Here is an 18,396-nt window from a genome sequence, read left to right as displayed (position 1 = left end):
TCCTGCCGAGCTTGCCGCGTCGTGCCTGCCGAGCTGTGCCGAGCCTGCCGAGCCTGCTGCGTTCATGCGTGCTGCGTCTCTGCGACTGCTGCGCCCTCGAATCGTGCACCAGCCGCATCTGCACGCTGGCGCTGCCCCGCCCTGCCCGCTGACACCAGCACCAGCACCAGCACCAGTGTGCAAGAACTGTGGTTGTTGCCGGCCTTCACCACATTGTCTGCACCTCGGCCGCGCCTTTCTCTGCGAACGCCCGACGAAGCCAGACCTGGCCGACAGCGTCTGCCGATCCATGCAGTCCGTGATATCACCCCGTCACAGACGATGTGACACATAACCAGAGGATACCCTCCCCGAAGAAATGCGACAGCCACCGTATATTTTGCTAACACGCCTGAAACATAGGATACGTATACTCGTCTCTTGTGAACACCTGCACGACTTCTCAGCCTGGTTCGGAGCCAGCCGCCGACGCCTCGGCGCCGGCCCCGCAAGATCTGGCACTCTGGAGCGGCACGCTCTCAGAGCACGCCGAGTTCATCGAGGCCAGTGAGCTCTACAACCGCGTCTTCCGCTATGGCGACAAGGGGCTGGCGCTCAACAGCAACCTGCTCAGCGCGCTGGTGCACAATGGCGGCTCAGCGGTCGGCGTGCGAGCGCCCTCCGGCGAGCTGATCGGCTTCGCCTATGGCTTTCCCGGCACCGATGGGGCTCACTCGTTCCATTACTCGCAGGCGGCCGTGGTCGACCCGGGCTTTCAGGGGCACGGCATCGGCCGCATGCTCAAAGAGCAGCAGAAGCAGGTGGCGCTGGGCTGGGGCTCCCACCGCATGCACTGGACGTTCGACCCGATGCTCTCGCGCAATGGGCACTTCAACTTCAACTCGCTCGGCGGTGTCGGCGTGCAGTTCGTCGAAGACTACTACGGGCGCGAGCGCACCGACCGCGTGCTCGTCGAGTGGATTCTCGACGATCGCCCCGACCCCTACGCCCGATACCGAGGCCTCGCCCCGCAGATCGAGCTCGGCGAGAGCGACTGGGGGCACGTGATCGCCGACGCCGAGAAGCGCTGGGTGCCGATCGACGCGGGCATCAGCGCGGGCGACGACGAGACCGAGGCGGTCAGCTGGGGCCGCGCCAACCTGCGTTCGAGCCTGCGCGATCTGTACGATCAGGGCTACGTCATCGTGAGCTGCCGACGCCTCTCAGCCGAGACCTCGGTCTACCTCGCGGTCGAGCGGGCCGATGAGCCCACGACCGGCGAGACAGCAGAGTCCCCTGCGACAGAGGAGGCCGCCAAGTGACGCCTGACACATCACAGGAGCGGGCCCAGCGCCTGCACGACCGCACGCTCTCGTCACCGCACGACCGCTTCGGCGAGCGCCTCAAGACGAATGCCACCGCCGAGGTGCTGCAGACCCGCCTGATGCAGACCGAGGTCGCCTCGCTGAACGCCACGTTCGAGCACCTGACCGAGTCCGGAGCACTGCCGGCGGCGGCGGCAGCCCTGCTCGGCGCACGCCGGCGCTATGTGATGGGCGTGGGCAAGTCGGCGACCTACGCCGCACTGCTGGCCGCAGATCTCTCGGCCGCGCTCTCGAACGTGTTCGGCGTCGACGGCCGTTCGCTGACCGAGCTCACCGTGCTCACCGACGTGCGCGCCACCGACGTGCTCGTGATCTTCTCGCTTCGTCGCTACCGCGTTGAGAGCGTGCGCTTCGGCCGTCTGTTCGCAGAGGCCGGCGGCACGCTGGTGGTCGTCACCGATTCGGCGGATGCCCCACTCGCGTCTCTGGCGTCGTGTCTCGTCATCGTGCAGACCGGCTCGGCCTCGTACGCCGACTCGCCCACGTCAGTCGCAGCCGTCTGCCATGTGCTCAGCGCGCTCACCGCCGCGAGCGCCAAGGGAGCCCGACGACGCCTGACCCTGCGCGATCGCATCAGCGCGACGCTGGGCCTGTACCATGCCGAACCATCCGCCGGCACCGCACGCACGACCCTCAGAAAGGGAGCTCCGACCGATGAAGATCACTCGCATCCAGCTGCATGAGGTGCGCCTGCCGCTCGTGCACAGCTTTCAGACCAGCTCGCACCGAAAGTCGAGCCTCGACCACATTCTGGTCGAGCTGACCGATGACGCCGGGCGCACCGGCTGGGGCGAGATCGCCTCGCCGGCAGATCCCTTCTACTGCCCCGAGACCACCGACACCGCCTGGCTGATCTCAGAACACTACCTCGTGACCCGCGCGCTCGACGCCGACTGGACGACACCTGCCGAGCTCGAGACCTCATGGGCGAAGATCCGCGGGCACGAGTTCACCAAGGCCGGCTTCGTCGGCGCGGCCTGGGATCTGTGGGCGAAGGCCGAGGGCGTCTCACTGGCATCGGCGCTGGGCGGCACCCGTCACGAGGTGCGGGCGGGTGTCTCGCTCGGCATCGAGCCGACCGTCGATGCGCTGCTCGCGCAGGTCGAGAAGCAGCTCGCCGCCGGCTACCACCGCATCAAGCTGAAGATCGCACCGGGGTGGGATCTCGAGCCTGTGCACGCCGTGCGGTCTGCGCACCCCGACATCGACCTGCACGTCGACGCCAACGGAGCCTACACCAGCGACGATCAGACGATCGACTACCTGCTGAGCCTCGACGCGGCGCACCTGACGATGATCGAGCAGCCCTTCGCGCCGCGCGACTTCGTCGGGCATTCCCGACTGCAGCAGCGCCTGCAGACCCCGGTGTGCCTCGACGAGTCGGTGGTCTCGCTCGACGATCTGCAGACCATGATCGCGCTCGACGCCGGCCGCGTGCTCAACATCAAAGTGTCGCGCATGGGGGGGCTCACCGTCGCCAAAGCCGCACACGACCTGGCGACCGAGCATGGCATCCCCGTCTGGTGCGGCGGCATGCACGAGTTCGGCGTGGGCCGCGCCGCCAACGTGGCGATCTCGTCGCTGCCCGGCTTCACGCTGCCCTCCGACGTGTCGGGCTCGGACAAGTACTATGCCCGCGACGTGATCATGCCGCCGGTCGTGGCGCATGATGGCACCGTCACCGTGCCGTCGACACCGGGCATCGGGCATGAGATCGATGTCGAGTGGGTCGCCGAGAACCGTCTGCGCCACCTCGACACTGATCTGGCTGAGTCGGCTCAGCACTGATCCGCTGAGATGCACACCGTTCCGCTGACATCGGCCTGATCTCGACGGAGCCGTGTACATCTCGACGGAATCGCGTTCAGCTCCCCCATCCACCCTGTCCTCCACCCACCAGACCCCCAGAACCCCAGCACCCGCACGAAAGAAGCACCAATGTCAGCACCAATCCTGTTCTTCGTCGACGACCTCGCCGAGGGCGTGAGCACGGCCGCCAGCGCCGGCCGCTTTCACCAGGCCGACCCTGCTGCGCCGCAGATCAATGTGATGGATCTGAGCGTCACCCGCGGTGACGGCATCTTCGAGACCGCCGGCGTGCAGCACGGCAAGCCGATGGCCATCGAGGCTCACCTGGCCCGCTTCGCGCACTCGGCGGCCCTGCTCGACCTGCCCGCACCCAAGCTCGATGTGTGGGCTGCCGCGATCGAAGCGGCCATCACCGCCCACTCGCCCGCCGCCATGCTCTCGGCGAAGTTCATCATGACCCGCGGCATCGAGGGCACCGGCGTGCCGGTCGGCTGGGTCTACGTGTTCGAGGGCGACGAGCACGAGCGCGAGCGCGAGAACGGCATCTCGGTCGTCACCCTCGACCGCGGCTACCGTCACGACGTGGCGAAGACCTCGCCGTGGCTGCTGCAGGGGGCGAAGACCCTGTCGTACGCGGTGAACAAGGCCGTGCTGCGCGAGGCCGCACGCCGCGGCGCCGACGACGTCATCTTCATCAGCAGCGACGGCTTCGTGCTCGAGGGCCCGACCTCGAGCGTCATTCTGCTGATCGACGGGCGCTTCGTCACCCCGTCGACCGACCAGGGCATCCTCGCTGGCACGACGCAGGCCGATGCCTTCGCCGCGCTCGAGTCTCTGGGACATGAGACCGAGTACCGCGAGGTCGTCGCCGACGAGCTGGGTCGCGTCGACGGCCTGTGGATGCTGTCGAGCACCCGGTGCGCGGCTCCCGTTCGCGAGCTCGACGGGCAGGCCGTGCCGATCGCGCGCGAGATCACCGACCAGCTGAACGACGCGCTGCTCACGCGCACGAAGTAGCACACGACCACGCCCCGTCGAGCACAGAGCTGCGGGCCCAGAGGAGCACCATGTCGTTCCACACCGTCGCCGACACCGCGCCGGCGACTTCACGCGCTGCGGCGGTTGAGCTGCCGCTCGTCATCGACGGGCACAACGACCTCGCGTGGGCGTGCCGCGAGCATCACGGCTACCGCGTCGACGGCGTCGGCACCGGGCTGCCCGATCTGCACACCGACCTGCCCCGGCTGCGCGCCGGTCGCGTCGGGGGCCAGTTCTGGTCGGTCTGGGTCGACGACGAGACGCTGCACGGCGCTGAACAGGTGACCGCCACGCTGGAGCAGATCGACTTCGTGCATCGGCTGGCGGCGCGATACCCCGACGATCTGCGGCTGGCCCGCACGGCGGCAGAGGCCCGCCAGGCCATGCGCAGCGGCCGCATCGCCTCGCTGATCGGCGTCGAGGGCGGAGACCAGATCGACGAGTCGCTCGGCGTGCTGCGCTCGTACGCTCGGCTGGGCGCCCGGTACATGACGCTCACCTGGGCGCAGACCATTCCCTGGGCAGACTCGTCGACCGACGAAGCGCGCAGCAACGGTCTGAGCGACTTCGGCCGCGAGGTGGTCGCCGAGATGAACCGCATCGGCATGCTGGTCGACCTGGCGCACGTCTCGGATGCCACCATGAGCGACGCGCTCGACGTCTCGACGCTGCCCGTGCTGGTGAGCCATTCAGGCGCCCGCGCGCTCTGCGACCACCCGCGCAACGTGCCTGACGAGCTGATTCGGCGCATCGGCGCAACCGGCGGCGTGCACATGGTGGCCTTCGTACCGTCGTTCGTCAGCCAGGCGCGACGCGATTGGGTCGTGGGCGGCGAGCACGGCGAACCGCCGACGGTGACCGTCGCAGACGTGGCCGATCACATCGAGCACGTTCGCGACCTCGCCGGGGTCGACGCTGTCGGGATCGGAGCCGACTACGATGGCACCGGCAGCATGCCGCACGGTCTCGACGACGTCAGCGGCTACCCGCGGCTGCTCGCCGAGCTCGCCGGCAGGGGGTGGTCGCACGCCGATCTCGACAAAGTCGCCCACGAGAACGTGCTGCGCGTGCTCGAGGCCTCCGACCCGAACCATCTCACGTTTCTCGCCGGCGAGCGCTGAGCGCATCCCGCGGCATCCGCAGCATCGCCGACCAGCATCCATCGACAGAAGAGAGAACCCCATGCCCACCACCGACCGTCTGACAGCCCGCACCGCACCCCGGGTGCTCGTCGTGGTCAACTCGGCGTCGAGTGGTCTGCGCCGTCTCGAAGAGTGGCTGCAGACGGCGGGTCTCGACCTCGATCAGCGACTCGGCAGCGAGGGGCTGCCCGAGACCCTCGAGGGGTTCGACGCGCTGGTCATGCTCGGCGGCGGTCTGATGCCCGACGACGATGATCGCGCGCCCTGGCTCGCGAGAGAGCGCCAGCTCGCCGCCGAGGCCATCGACCGCGACCTGCCCACCCTCGGCATCTGTCTGGGCGGCCAAGTGCTCGCCCAGGTGTGCGGCGGTGAGGTGAAGGCCAAGACGGGCGTGCCAGAGCGCGGCATGACTCGCATCGAGACGACGCCGGCCGGCAGAGACGACGCCGTCATCGGCGCGCTCTCTTCGGCGGCGCCGATGATCGAGAACCACGAAGACCGCATCACCGCACTGAGCGATCGGGCCGTGCTGCTGGCCAGCAGCGCCGACTGCGAGTTCCAGGCGTTCCGGCTCGGGCGGCACGTGCGCGGGCTGCAGTTTCACCCCGAGGTGAACGCCGAGCGGCTGCGCACCTGGGACGACGCCGCGCTGGCCGAGCAGAACTTCGACCTCGCCGCCCTGATCGCCGACGCCGAGCAGCACAGTGCAGAGAACACGGCGGTCAGCCGGGCGCTCGCCGACGCCTTCGCCGCCGAGGTGCGCGAGCACGCCGAGGCTGCTCGATGAGTCTGCACGTCGAGCGTCTGCGGCCCGATCGCGACGCGCTGACGGCTGCCGGTGCGGCGGCGCTCGAGCAGCGCCTCGATGCGGCCACGCTGCGTCTGGCCCCGTCATTCAGCGCTGCGGTCTTCGATGCGGATGGCGTGGTCGCCTGGGTCGGTCGAGGTCACCAGCGACGCGATGCGGCGGTGCCGACGCGTGACACGATCTATCGCATCGCATCGATGTCGAAGAGCTTTCTGGGAGCTGCCGCGCTCGTGCTGCGCGACGAGGGCCGGCTCGACATGCACGCGCCGATCACCGACTACGTGCCCGAGTTCGCAGCGGCCACCTACCGGGGGCGGCCGGTGCATGTGACGCTCGACATGCTGATGTCGAACCGGGCCGGTCTGGCTGAAGACAACCCCTGGGGCGACGATCACCTCGGCGCCTCTCGGGCCGAGATGAGCCGGGTGCTCAGCGACGGGCTTCGGCTCGCGCTGCCGCCGGATGAGGCCTACCAGTACTCCAACCTGGGCATCTCGCTGATCGGGCGAGCTGTCGAACAGGTGACCGGCCAGACTGTCGAACGGTTCGTCTCAGAGCGACTGCTGCGCCCCCTGGGCCTGCACCACACCGCCTATTCACTCGACGACATCGAGACCGGTTTGGGAGGATCGTCTCGTGCTGCGGCTGACGCAGCCGGTTCACCCGCTGCCGCAACCGTCGAAGGTGAAGCGCCCCGTGCGGCGAGCCACTCGCCCGGATCATCTCAGGCCTCAGCCGGAATCGACGCCGCAACTGGGTGGCGCAGCTTCGACTCCGGAGCGACTTGGGCTCCTGAGCCCTACGTCGGCTGCGGCGCGCTCGGCTGCATCGGGGCGCTGTTCAGCACCGTCGACGACATTGCCGCATGGGGCCGTTTTCTGCGCTCTGCCTTCACTGAGCATCCGGTGCGCGAGGATGTGCTCGCGGCCGCCTCACGCCGCGAGCTGCAGCGGGTGCACACCATCATCGCCGGCACTGACGAACGGCTGTCGAACCGGCCGCTCACCGGCGCCGGATACGGCTACGGTCTGGTCGTCGAACACCATCGACGTCTCGGGCGCATCGTGCAGCATTCAGGAGGTCTGCCCGGGTTCACCTCGCATATGCGCTGGCACGTCGACAGCGGTGTGGGCGTGGTCGTCTTCGGCAACAGCGACGCCACGAGCGCCGCAGCAATCGCGATCGACGTGCACGACCGGCTGCTCGACGAGGTCGTGCTGCGCCTCGCCGCAGACGCCTCAACCGGCCCGGTCGTCGCTGCTGCGGCGCCCGACGAGGCCCGACCCGGTGCATCGGATGCAGCCGGCGACGAGTTGGCCGGGGGTGCGGGCACAGGTACAGGTGCGGACACAGGCTCGGCGGTGCGCACAGCAGGTGCAGATTCGGCTACGGTGCTGAGCGCAGCCGGTGCGGGTGCGGCTGAGGGCGCGGGTGCGAGCCCAGGTGGTACAGGTGCGAGTGCGGCGCTGAGCACGACTACGACTACGACGCTGAGCGCAGCCGGTGCGCCAGCCAGGAGCACTGGGGTGCTCGCAGGCCAGGTGCGGCCTTGGCCAGAGACGCTCGCGGCAGCCCGAACCCTCGATGCATTCGTGTGCACCAGCACGGGTGAGACGTCGATTGCGTCATGCGCCGGGCTCTTCGCTCGCAATGTGCTCACCGACGAACCCGCTGTGGTGCGCGATCGCGCCCTCGCCGAGGCCAGAGCAGCGGTCGGAGGAGTTCCCACTCAGGCATCCCCCGTTGAAAGCCGACTGCTCGAGGCCCCGACCGAGGCCGTACTGCGCTGGATCGTACCCGGCGAATCAGGCGATCTGGTGTGCACCGTACGCATGGTCGGGCTGAGCGACCCGCTCGTCCAGGCTTTCAGCGTGGACGCCGCCGCTCGCAGCGGTCAGCAGGGACGCATGGCAGCCTTCGGCGCATAGCTGGGTCGCCTGCTCGGCACTCGGTTCGCCAGCTGGCGCCACGTTTTTGTCTACTGGTGCCCCGCTCGCCTGCCCGGCACCTCACGCACCCGCCCAGCGCCGAGATTGCCCAGCTGCGCACAAGTCGCACCCAGATTGCGCCACTGCACACGATTCGCACCCAGATTGCAGAAATTACGCGCAAACAGCCGCCCGTTCAGGCCCGCGTTCGCGCAATCTCGGCACCTCACCCGCGCGTTTGCGCAATCTCGGCACCTCACCCGCATGCTCAGACACCACGGTTTACCTGCTGCTCGTGCGCCCGGGCACCCCGGCTTGCCGAGCGCCACGCGCAGCCTGCCGAGACTGCCGGTGACGAGCAGTGACAGGGAGTGCCGGTGCCGGGAGCGCCGGGCGGGGGCTGCCGGGAGCGCCGGTGACCGGGAGTGCCGGGAGCGCAGACCGCCGAATCTGGACGGTACGGCAGCCCCAGCCCCAGCCCCCAGCGACCAGGCCAGATCAGGTCAGATCAGGCCAGCGCGCCCATGGGATCCCACGCATCGAGCACGATCGGCTCGGCACTGACCGCGGCCTGCAGATCGGCAGGCAGGCGGTCTTTGCGAACGACGACCTCGAAGACGTACTCGTCGAACCAGGAGTCGTGCATGGTGCAGAAGCCCTTGTCGAACTTCTCGATGCCCCAGCTGTTCTCGACCCGCCACCGTCGCGGCGTGCCCAGGGTCGTCGCTGACGCGGCATCTGTCTCGTCTGCGCTGAGCGTTCCCGCCGAGTCGGAGTGCTCGGCCAGGTCGACGCCGGTGAAGAGCATCGCGTGCGTCATCTCACTGTCGCCGTAGCGAATGCGGTCTTCTTTGGTCGTGCTCAGATCGACGCCGTACACGCCGGAGTAATCGAACAGGTCGGCGGCCCAGACGCCGTCTTCACGGTAGAACTGGGGGTCGACGTCACAGCCGAACCAGACCGGCTCGCCATCGGCGATCGTCGCTGCAGTGACACTCTTGATCGTGTCGATGTCTGCGTTGAGATAGAGCACCGGGTCACCGCCGACCACGTTGCCCAGGTGGGCGACGGTGAGCGTCGAGCCCTTGGGGTGCTCAGGCCGCGGGTCGTCGACGAGGCAGATGTAGTCGCGCAGGTCGACGTCGGTGTATTCCGCGAGAAACTGCTGGGGTGTGAACACGCCCGCACGATGAAACTCGTTCTTGTCGTCGTTCCACTGCCATTCGAACTCGGTCGGCGGCACGCCCAGGTGAATGGTCAGAATGGTGTGCGTGTCGGCCAGCAGGCGGTCTTTGAACGCACGGGCATCGTCGAGGCTCGCGCCGGAGCGCACGAGTTCGCGCAGCTCTTTGGCGCCCTTGCGCAGCAGGGTGCTGAGCGATGAGTTCATGCGGCTCGTATTGCCAGACGACTCGGTCTCGGGCATGACCTCTTTGGGCACCACGCCGTGTTTCAGAAAGACGCTGACCTCCATGTTCCACTGCCCGCCGTCGCTCAGCAGGTTCTTCAGCAGAAACGACATGAGGCGGTCGTCGGGCTCGCGGTCGGCCAGGGCGATGACGTCTTCGAGAAAGTAGTTGGCCCGCTCGATCTTGTCCCAGTACATCGCATGGTTCTGGCTGAACTCGAAGTTCTTCACCCCGAGCTTCTTGCGCGCATCGCTGCGCAGCAGGTTGAGCGCGGCGAAGAGCCAGCACCGCCCGCTGTTCTTCTGATTCGCCGCCTCCCAGTCGTCGAGACGGTTCGACATGCTGCGAGGCGTGTCAATCAGACGCTGCCGGTTCAGCGCGATGTCGTCGATCTTCGACTTCGTGACCGCATTCTCGGCTCGCACGCGCTCGGGGTCGGCGAGAAACTGCTGCCTCAACTCGGCGAGCCGCGCTGAGGTGAGAACACCATCGTGTGCATCTGTTGCAGACACCATTACTCCACTTCTCATTGTTCAGAGACGTCGTCTGTCACGCAGATCCGCGTGATTCACAGCCACCGCCGCCAGACATCGACATCGTATTATCTGATCGAAACTGCTCTCAGCGTACAGCGCTGCCCGCATATCGAGGTTCCATCACCTACAGCCCCGATTATTCGTCACATATCTTTAACATGTATCACCGAAGCCCCCTGAACATGCACCGCTGAAGCCCTTGAACAGTCATCGCTGACGTCACGAGCAGACCGACGCCGTCAGCCCCTCCTACAGACCGAACCGGGAGAGCGCGAACCGGGGCATCGGTCGGGCGTCGGCATCCATCGCGAGCTCGGCCAGCATCCGCCCGACGGCGGGAGTGAACTTGAAGCCGTGCCCGCTGAAGCCGGCCCCGACCACGATCGGGCCGCGCCGGTCGATGACGAAGTCTTCGTCGGGGGTGGTCGTGTATGTGCAGCTGACCGGCACCAGCCGGTCGGCGTCGGCGCCCGGCAGCCACTCGCGCACGTAACGCTGCAGCGCCGCCAGCTGGCGAGGCTCGGGAGCATACGAACGATGATCGGGGTCGACCACCGGCCCGGTGCCGTGCCAGCCGGCCTTGACGCCCTCGCCGGGGGTGAGCATGCCGTAGACGTTCGAATACCACCACTCGGTGCGGCGGTCGCCCGGGGCAGCCAGGTGGTTGAAACCGGGCCAGAGGGCTTGGGTGGCCTCGTCGGCGCCGTCGAATGCTGCGGCGCCGGCAGCAGCGCCCGCAGCAGTGAGGGCGAAGTGGGCGGGCTGCTCTTGCGTGACGCGCAGCGGCGGCAGACCGACAAGCCCGTCAAGCAGCGGATGCGCCCACGCGCCCGCCGTGACGACCAGGCTGGGTGCGGCATAGGTCGCGTCGTCGGTGCTCACACGAACGGTCTGACCGTCGGCGGCGATCTCGATCGCGCGCATCGCGGTGTCGTAGCGAAACTCGGCGTCGTGTCGGGCTGCAGCTGCCTGCAGCGCGGGAATCGCGCGATCGGGGTTGAGCCGGCCGCCGTCGGGCGTGTAGGTCACGCGGGTGTCGAAGCGGATGCCCGGCCAGCGTTCCTGCGCCTCTTCAGGGGCCAGCGTGGTCGCCGAGAAGCCGTGCAGATGCAGCAGTTCGTCGTGGTGCTCCAGCTCACCGGCGCCGTGATTGACCAGACCGACCAGGTCGAGCACACGCGTGTCTGTCTCTGCTTCGAGGGCCCGCCACAGATAACCGGCCTCTGCGACGAGATCGAGGTAGTCGGGCTCGGTGTAGGCGATGTTGAAGTTGCGGCTCGCTCCGTGAGATGCGCCGTGGTCGTGCAGCTGCGCGAAACGCTCGATCAGCAGCACCGACCTGCCGGCGCGGGCGAGCTGCCAGGCAGCCGCCGAGCCCATGGCTCCGCCGCCGATGATGATGTGGTCGTAATGTGCAGTCACTGTCGCTGATGCGCTCATCGTTTCAGCCTAACGAGGTGTCGCCACCACCTGCTGACAGTAGAAGGCGCGAGCCGCCGCAGAAGGCTTCTCTCTCGTCGATTCAACCCGTCACACGCTTGCCTTCGCCCGTGTTCCAGCACTCCAGAGCAGCATCAGGGTGATTCTGCGGGGTGAAGTCGCATGCTCCGCGTCGAGGGGCCCCGCAATTCTGACAACTTGGCGCCGCTCATTCACTGGCCTCAAGCCCGCGATTCACCCCACCACTCACCCATTGTGGGGCACCTGACGTGCGCGACCTCGGCCTCTACCATCAAAGCGCAGAGTTTCCTGCAGCATCCGCTTATGCGTATTAGCATGTGAACTTTTCACTTCAGGGAAGCTGCAGCAATCACACCGCACAGGGCCTTCCGGCCTGCGCACTCGCGACATCGAAAGGGACAAGATATTGCGACAAATCACATCACTCGGCGGAGCCCTTCGCCGAACAGGAAAGAAAGCGCTGGCGACAGGTGCCGCAACGGCGCTTCTCGTGGGCGGCAGTATCGCCGGTTTCACGGCGACTGCTTCGGCGACTGAGAGCGACGCCACGGCTGGCTGTTCATATGGCGAGGGTGGCCCCGGCGCAAACGGACTCTGCTGGATCAATTTCGCCGGCTTCGGCAGCGTCAACCCGAACGACATGCCTGTGAACAAGCCGATGACGATCAAACTCGGTGACTACGTACTGTCCTTTACCGCGATTGTCGACAAGGGCGCTGACGGCGCGAATGGTGTGACCGCCACGGCACTGCCAGCTTGGGACGGAGCTGTTCTCGGAAACACGCTCAACGGCCAGCCGTACTACACGGGAACCACCGGTCTTCCTGCGCTGTATCAGGACATCGCAAATCCTGATGTCCCGCACAATGACTCGCTGCGCGACACAGTCACCCTGTCAGACATCAAGGTCTTCGACACCAAATCACAGGCATATGTCACTTCCGGCTACGGAATCGTCATGGCTGACGCAGAGTCGTCAGGCACCGGCGAGGGCTTCACCTGGACCTCTGACCAACCGTTGAATGCTTATCAGGAAGTTGTGCCTGAAGGAGGAGAGCCCCCGTGCACGGCTGAGAAGTCAGGGCTGGGAACCAACTCGGTCACCTGCAAGTCGACTGTCAAGGTCGCCGCCGGATATCGCGGCATCATGATGGTGCAGGCGGAGAACCCGACGACGATCTCCAGCAGCTTCGTGAACGCGACAGCCAGCACCTCTCGCCAGGGCGTGGCGTTCGCAGTTGTGTTCAGCAAAGCGACCGGAACCGTCGACGTCAAGCAGGATGGTGGCTCAGACGGCCAGTTCAACATCACCATCGACAAGAATGGCGACCCACAGGGAACGTCTGAGACCACTGGAAAAGACGGGGGCAGTGAGAACACCTCGTCACCGCAGTTCATCACTGGCACAGACACCACGGTGAATTACACGGTCGACAAACCAGCGGGTAGCACTCCGATCGAGGCCTATGACATTAACTGGGTCTGCACGATCGACGGCAAAGAAGCTCCTGCTGGTACTGTGACCACTTCAGGCACAACAGCCTCTGTCAAAGTCACCGGCAACCAGGTTCCTGATTGCACAGCGACCGTCGTGGCAAAGGGCCCGAAGACCGGCCCGGGCACGGTTAAATCGAACCCGACTGACCAGGCACTCGACCTCGGCGACCTGGGCACCACACCCGGCAACGGCACGGTCAACAAGGCAGTCTTCGACAACGGTCAGACCACCAAGGAAACCGACAAGGGCACCTGGAACATCGAGCTCGTCGACGGCAAGGCCAAAGCAACCTTCACCCCGAAAGACGCCACCGTCACCGGCCAGATCCCCGTCGAGCCCTACACGATCACCGACACCAACGGCCTGACCGCAAAATCAGACCTCAACGTGTTCATCAACCTGCCGCCGACCACCGGTGACGACACGAAGACGATCAACCCTGATCAGACCGCGACGCTCACCCCGGAGACCACCAAGGGAACCGGCGACATCACCGACGTGAAGTTCGACAGCCCCAACGCCACCGACGACGGCAAGACTCTCGTCGTCCCCGGCGAAGGCAAATGGACCATCCAGGTCGTCGACGGCAAGGTCACCTCGACCTTCAAGCCCGAGACGGGCTACCACGGCTCAGTCACGGACCAGCCGTACTCCGTCACCGACAGCAACAAGCTGACCTCCAACCAGGGCACGCTCAAGGTCAACATCAACGTGCCGCCGACCACCGGTGACGACACGAAGACGATCAACCCTGATCAGACCGCGACGCTCACCCCGGAGACCACCAAGGGAACCGGCGACATCACCGACGTGAAGTTCGACAGCCCCAACGCCACCGACGACGGCAAGACTCTCGTCGTCCCCGGCGAAGGCAAATGGACCATCCAGGTCGTCGACGGCAAGGTCACCTCGACCTTCAAGCCCGAGACGGGCTACCACGGCTCAGTCACGGACCAGCCGTACTCCGTCACCGACAGCAACAAGCTGACCTCCAACCAGGGCACGCTCAAGGTCAACATCAACGTGCCGCCGCAGGCCAACCCTGATCACCAGACCATCAAGCCCGGTGAGACGGCCACGCTGAATCCTGAGACGATCCCCGGCACCGGCGAGCTGACGCAGGTCACGTTCGACAACGGCGAGACCACCAAGCACGTTCCCGGTGAGGGCACGTGGAAGATCGAGCTCGTCGACGGAAGGGTGGTCTCCACCTTCACCCCCGACGACCCGACGTACACCGGAAAGGTCACGCCGCAGGCATACACCGTCACCGATGTGAACGGTCTGACTGCAACCTCAACGCTCAGCGTCGACATCGTCACCGACCCGGTGACGCCGACGCCGAGTGACGAGCAGCCTGTTGCGCCCAATTCGCCTGACGACTCCAAGCTGGCACACACCGGCCTCGAGATTGGCGCATGGGCAGCAGGTGCCCTGGCGCTGGTGGCCGCCGGTTTGGCCGGCATCATCGCAGCACGCCGCAAACACTCATGACTCGAGCGCTGCAGCAGATGATGGTCTGACGACCATCGTCTGAGAAGGGCCGGGCCATCACCCTTGGGTGGTGTCCCGGCCCTTTCTCGTTCGAGGGCCTGTCGAAATGCCCCGGGCATGCCAAGATGCGGAATAATCAGTAAGGGGTGACCACGCCGCACGGGCCAAGTCGCGGCGTCAACGCACACCGCATGATCCACCCGCCGAACGTCCAGAAAGAACCCCACTCAGATGCCTGCATCCGCCAGCACAACATCCTCAGCCAGTGACTACGGGCGTCTGCCGTCTGACTCAGCTCGACTGCCGGAGCATCACGTGGCTCGCTCCACTCTCGTTCAACACGTCTTCGAGAGCGAACAGGTCTGCATCATCTCTGGCCCGATGGGTGCAGGAAAAACCATGCTGTTGCATGAATGGCTCACCATGCTGGCCGCATGCCCTACCTCGCCGAATACATACATCGCCGCGCCTTCATTGGCCCCTGACGAGCTAGACGGCCTCGAAGCCGCTTTGGTCGCATCGCATGCCGACTATCGAAAGGTTCATGGCACTGACGCGATTCGCCGCGATGTGGTGCTGGTCATCGACGGTTGGCCCGCCTCTCCTCGCGAACGAGCAGTCGAGTGGCTGACGATGCAGATGCGAAGGCATCCTTGGCTCGGCGCGGTCGTCACGACTCGTTCGAGCTCTCTGGCCGAGCGAGTAGCCACTCTGCTCGGGGGCTCTGTCAACGTGATCACTTCAGATCTGCTCGCCTTCAGTGAGAAAGAGAGCCGACAGCTCTACGCCAACGTGACCGGTCAGCAGCCGTTGGCGGGGTCGCGGTTCAGTGAGCTTCCCTACCTCACCCTCCAAGAGGCCAGGCGGCATACCTCGGCTTCTGACGATCAGTCTGCAGACCCTCGCCCCTTGGCGCGAGCTCTCGTGCAGAGCACGCTGATGCAGACGACGACACGACCTCTGCGAGATGAGCTCATCGTTCTGTGCGCTTTGGGAACGGTCAATGCCGCAGCGATGCAGTCAGCGCCTGACACGTCAGCGGCGTTCGCTGCCCTGCAAGGGCTCGGGCTGAGCAGGACAACCCCAGAGTCAGACCGTCTGTCACTCGTCCAGGCGTACAGCTCGGTGTTCACCGGCTATCTGCCTGGAGTCTCGAGCAAAGAGCTCAGACGCACGCTCACATGGTATGGCGAACGCTGCGCCGCCGCGCAACAAGAACTCGCAGCTTTCGAGGCGTTTCTCGCGGCTGGTGAACTCGCACGAGCGACGCGGCTGGTCACCGAGATGGCGCCTGCTCTGATCAACCGCGAGTTCGGCGAGATCACTCGACTCCTGGGGCAACTCAGCTCGGCGCAGCTCAGCGAACAGCCGCTGCTCTGTGCGCTGTATGCCAGCGGTCTCTTCTGGGCCCCGGGCAAACAGCACCAGGCCGGAGCCCTGCTGAGCCTGGCTCTGAACAAGGCTGCTCGGGCACTCGACGATGCCCAGACCCCTGACATCACCGACACGTTGTACTGGAATCTCATTCGCATGATCGCGCTGCGGCTGGGGTTTCTCGACGGCGACACGCTGACCGAGGTCGCAGCCATCAAACGCATCATCTCTCAGCATCGTGCTGAACTCATGCAGACCAAGGTGAAGATTATGGTCGAGTTTCTCGAGCGGTCGGCCGAGGCCGAGCTGCTTCGCGGCCGGCCAGATCAGGCCGTCAAGACCATTGAGCACGATGTGCCGCCATTGGATGCAGACGGAGCACGCGGCGAGACCATCGGACACGCCGTGTGCGCCAACGCGCACCTCGCGCTGGGCAACCGCAGCAGAGCAGCAGCGTGCATGCCCTCGTCGAGGGGTCTGCAACCCGTCATCGGCGACGAGCGAGAGAATTCGTTGATCGTTCTGAGCGCCTTGTACTCGGCAAACGAGCTCATCGAGGCCACCCAGTATGCCGAAGCGCAGACGGTCTTGAACGATTACTCCGACGTGATCGAGGCATACGACGGCGTGCATCTCGGAGCCCACGCCTGGGCGATGCTCGCGATCTGTCAGAATCGCGTCGCAGACGGTCTGCTCGAGCTCGAAGAGCTCAGGCTGCGAATTCAGGGCACCCGCCCGATGAACCGATACTCATTCGCCCAGTTTCGTCTCGCTGAGGCAGAGCTCACACTCGCCGATGGGCGGCCTCGCGCCGCAACGCGCATCATGCAGCAGGTCGCTGCCGATCTGCCGAGGCTCTCTCGCAATCTCTTTCTCGCCCGTGCCGCTCTCTGCCGGCGAGATCTCGACCGGGCCAACACCATTCTGAACGAGACTGCAGAGCCGCGTGCAGCCGATTCGCGGCACCGCATCGAACTCGCGCTGCTCACTGCAGCGGCACGCCTGAGCAAGCAGGGCACGCACTCTGGCAAGCAGCAGCTGCACAAGGCGGCCTTTCTGCTCGATCGCACCGATCTGACGCTTCCACTGGTCAGGCTCGACAGCCAGTCGCGGAACCGCCTGTTGGCCTTCTGCACGACCTCTGATGATCCCCTGATGTCAAAGCTGAGAGCGAGAGCCGAAGGTCTGCCTGTGCTTCTGCAGCTTGAAGGCCCGGCGGCAGACGATGACTCCTGCCCAGAGCTGACCGAACGCGAACGCATCGTGCTGACCGAGCTCGCCGAGGCGAAGGGCCCTGTTCAGATCGCAGAGAGGCTTTCCGTATCTGTGAACACCGTCAAGTCGCAGGTGCGCAGCCTGTACCGCAAGCTCGGCGTGCACGGCCGAGACGAGGCGGTCGCAGCGGCCTCACGCCTGCGACTGATCGATGTGCCCGCACGATAGCCTGAGCATATGACTGCCTCTGACCCTGCACTCACGCAACCCGATCAGATGCGCTCCCGCGACATCCGCCTGCCGGGCTTCGTGAACCTGCGCGACGTCGGCGGGCTGCCACTCGCCCACGGCGGGCAGACCCGCTCGCAGCGCCTGTATCGCAGCGCGGCGCCGGGCACGCTCAGCCCCGAGGCGTCGCAGTGGCTCGAGGCCAGCCCGATCGACACCGTGGTCGACCTGCGCACCGCTCGCGAGCGCACCGGGCTGCCCAGTGCGTTCGGCGTTCAGCGCCCCGTGCGCACGCGCAACCTGCCGCTGCTCGAGGGGTCGCTGCAGGCGAGCCTCGCCGGGCTGCCCACGCTGCCCGACCTCTACCGCGGCATGCTCGACGACGATGCGGCCGTGTTCGCCGCAGTCGCGCGTGACATCGCCGCCGATCGCGGCGCGGTGCTGGTGCACTGCACCGCGGGCAAAGACCGAACCGGCGTGACCATCGCTCTGCTGCTGCTCGCTGTGGGCGTGTCGCAGGATGCCGTCGTCGCCGACTACGCCGAGACGACGGCGAATCTGGCGGGTCGCTGGCTGCAGGGCACACTCGCGAAGGTCGAGGCCGCCGGCGCCGTGGTGACGGATTCCCTGCGCACGCTGATCGCCGAAGCCCCGCCCGCAGCGCTGGAGGCTGCGATCGACCACCTCGACACTCGGTACGGCAGCGCGGTCGAATACCTGCTGCGCAACGGCCTCACCGATGTCGAGATCGCGGCGCTGCAGAGCTCGCTGAGCGCCTGAGGGATGCTGCTGGCAGCTTCGTCTGCACCTGCGCTGAACCTGAACCTGCGCTGAACCTGAACCTGCGCCTGAACCTGCGCCTGCGCGCCCGCGCAGTCAGATGCCGCGCACGGATCCGCCCGCCAGGACACCGTTCCGCTCAAATCAGCTCAATCTCAGCGGAACGGCGCCCGCCTCAGCGGAACCGTGCACGGGCCCCGTCGCTCTCCTACCCCAGTGCGACGACGCAGGCCCCGAGCGCCCCGAAGATTCCGCCTGCAGGCCGATCGGCACGGCCTCGGCAGCGCCGAGACAAGAGACCAACCACGTCGC

At 66.2% G+C, this 18,396-nt stretch carries 12 protein-coding genes; 10 read left to right on the top strand and 2 right to left on the bottom strand.

Annotation, left to right across the window (positions count from 1 at the left end):
- Positions 1–422 precede the first annotated feature (422 nt).
- The 7 genes from LRX77_RS04320 (at position 423) to LRX77_RS04290 (ending at position 8,089) form a co-directional block, all read left to right on the top strand.
- Entirely contained in the window at positions 423–1,301 is an 879-nt protein-coding gene (locus LRX77_RS04320; protein WP_231831706.1) for a GNAT family N-acetyltransferase, read from the top strand.
- A complete protein-coding gene (locus LRX77_RS04315) occupies positions 1,298–2,047 on the top strand; it encodes an SIS domain-containing protein (RefSeq protein ID WP_231831705.1) in 750 nt (249 codons plus the stop codon). Before LRX77_RS04320 ends, LRX77_RS04315 begins: the two co-directional genes overlap by 4 nt.
- Positions 2,019–3,152: an o-succinylbenzoate synthase gene (gene menC / locus LRX77_RS04310; RefSeq protein WP_231831704.1), complete on the top strand. Its 1,134-nt coding sequence runs from the start codon at positions 2,019–2,021 to the stop codon at positions 3,150–3,152. The genes LRX77_RS04315 and menC overlap by 29 nt, the downstream gene beginning before the upstream one ends.
- A gap of 150 nt (positions 3,153–3,302) precedes the next feature.
- Positions 3,303–4,190 carry an aminodeoxychorismate lyase gene (locus LRX77_RS04305; protein ID WP_231831703.1) on the top strand — a complete coding sequence of 296 codons (888 nt, stop codon included), beginning with the start codon at positions 3,303–3,305 and terminating at the stop codon, positions 4,188–4,190.
- A gap of 50 nt (positions 4,191–4,240) precedes the next feature.
- Entirely contained in the window at positions 4,241–5,332 is a 1,092-nt protein-coding gene (locus tag LRX77_RS04300; protein WP_231831702.1) for a dipeptidase, read from the top strand.
- Between the two features lie 61 nt (positions 5,333–5,393).
- Positions 5,394–6,140 carry a type 1 glutamine amidotransferase gene (locus LRX77_RS04295; protein WP_231831701.1) on the top strand — a complete coding sequence of 249 codons (747 nt, stop codon included), beginning with the start codon at positions 5,394–5,396 and terminating at the stop codon, positions 6,138–6,140.
- Entirely contained in the window at positions 6,137–8,089 is a 1,953-nt protein-coding gene (locus LRX77_RS04290; protein ID WP_231831700.1) for a serine hydrolase domain-containing protein, read from the top strand. The genes LRX77_RS04295 and LRX77_RS04290 overlap by 4 nt, the downstream gene beginning before the upstream one ends.
- Before the next feature lie 508 nt (positions 8,090–8,597).
- On the opposite strand, the gene LRX77_RS04285 is transcribed toward LRX77_RS04290, so the two are convergent.
- Together LRX77_RS04285 and LRX77_RS04280 are read right to left on the bottom strand one after the other, a co-directional pair.
- Positions 8,598–10,013 carry an aminopeptidase C gene (locus LRX77_RS04285; protein ID WP_231831699.1) on the bottom strand — a complete coding sequence of 472 codons (1,416 nt, stop codon included), beginning with the start codon at positions 10,011–10,013 and terminating at the stop codon, positions 8,598–8,600.
- Positions 10,014–10,283: 270 nt separating this feature from the next.
- Complete coding sequence (locus tag LRX77_RS04280; RefSeq protein ID WP_231831698.1) at positions 10,284–11,474, bottom strand: FAD-dependent oxidoreductase; 1,191 nt, start codon at positions 11,472–11,474, stop codon at positions 10,284–10,286.
- Between the two features lie 511 nt (positions 11,475–11,985).
- Between LRX77_RS04280 and LRX77_RS04275 the strand changes: the two genes are divergently transcribed.
- The 3 genes from LRX77_RS04275 (at position 11,986) to LRX77_RS04265 (ending at position 18,084) form a co-directional block, all read left to right on the top strand.
- The gene (locus LRX77_RS04275) at positions 11,986–14,487 is read left to right on the top strand and encodes a hypothetical protein (protein ID WP_231831697.1); all 2,502 of its coding nucleotides are present in this window, start codon (positions 11,986–11,988) and stop codon (positions 14,485–14,487) included.
- A 399-nt stretch (positions 14,488–14,886) separates the two neighbouring features.
- On the top strand, positions 14,887–17,304 hold the full coding sequence (locus LRX77_RS04270; protein WP_231831696.1) for a helix-turn-helix transcriptional regulator: 2,418 nt from the start codon (positions 14,887–14,889) through the stop codon (positions 17,302–17,304).
- A gap of 9 nt (positions 17,305–17,313) precedes the next feature.
- Positions 17,314–18,084, top strand: coding sequence for a tyrosine-protein phosphatase (locus LRX77_RS04265; protein WP_231831695.1), 771 nt, complete (start codon positions 17,314–17,316; stop codon positions 18,082–18,084).
- Positions 18,085–18,396: the final 312 nt, after the last annotated feature.

This window comes from Pseudoclavibacter sp. 13-3 (assembly GCF_021168475.1).
GTDB lineage: Bacteria > Actinomycetota > Actinomycetes > Actinomycetales > Microbacteriaceae > Pseudoclavibacter_A.
The sequence above is the reverse complement of the archived record's forward strand: the minus strand, read 5'-3'. Positions and strand labels throughout refer to the sequence as shown.

Coding starts and splice junctions, on each gene's coding strand:
- LRX77_RS04280 (WP_231831698.1), bottom strand. CDS start 11,474: ATGAGCGCATCAGCGACAGTGACTGCACATTACGACCACATCATCATC.
- LRX77_RS04285 (WP_231831699.1), bottom strand. CDS start 10,013: ATGGTGTCTGCAACAGATGCACACGATGGTGTTCTCACCTCAGCGCGG.
- LRX77_RS04290 (WP_231831700.1), top strand. CDS start 6,137: ATGAGTCTGCACGTCGAGCGTCTGCGGCCCGATCGCGACGCGCTGACG.
- menC (WP_231831704.1), top strand. CDS start 2,019: ATGAAGATCACTCGCATCCAGCTGCATGAGGTGCGCCTGCCGCTCGTG.
- LRX77_RS04305 (WP_231831703.1), top strand. CDS start 3,303: ATGTCAGCACCAATCCTGTTCTTCGTCGACGACCTCGCCGAGGGCGTG.
- LRX77_RS04265 (WP_231831695.1), top strand. CDS start 17,314: ATGACTGCCTCTGACCCTGCACTCACGCAACCCGATCAGATGCGCTCC.
- LRX77_RS04295 (WP_231831701.1), top strand. CDS start 5,394: ATGCCCACCACCGACCGTCTGACAGCCCGCACCGCACCCCGGGTGCTC.
- LRX77_RS04300 (WP_231831702.1), top strand. CDS start 4,241: ATGTCGTTCCACACCGTCGCCGACACCGCGCCGGCGACTTCACGCGCT.
- LRX77_RS04270 (WP_231831696.1), top strand. CDS start 14,887: ATGCTGTTGCATGAATGGCTCACCATGCTGGCCGCATGCCCTACCTCG.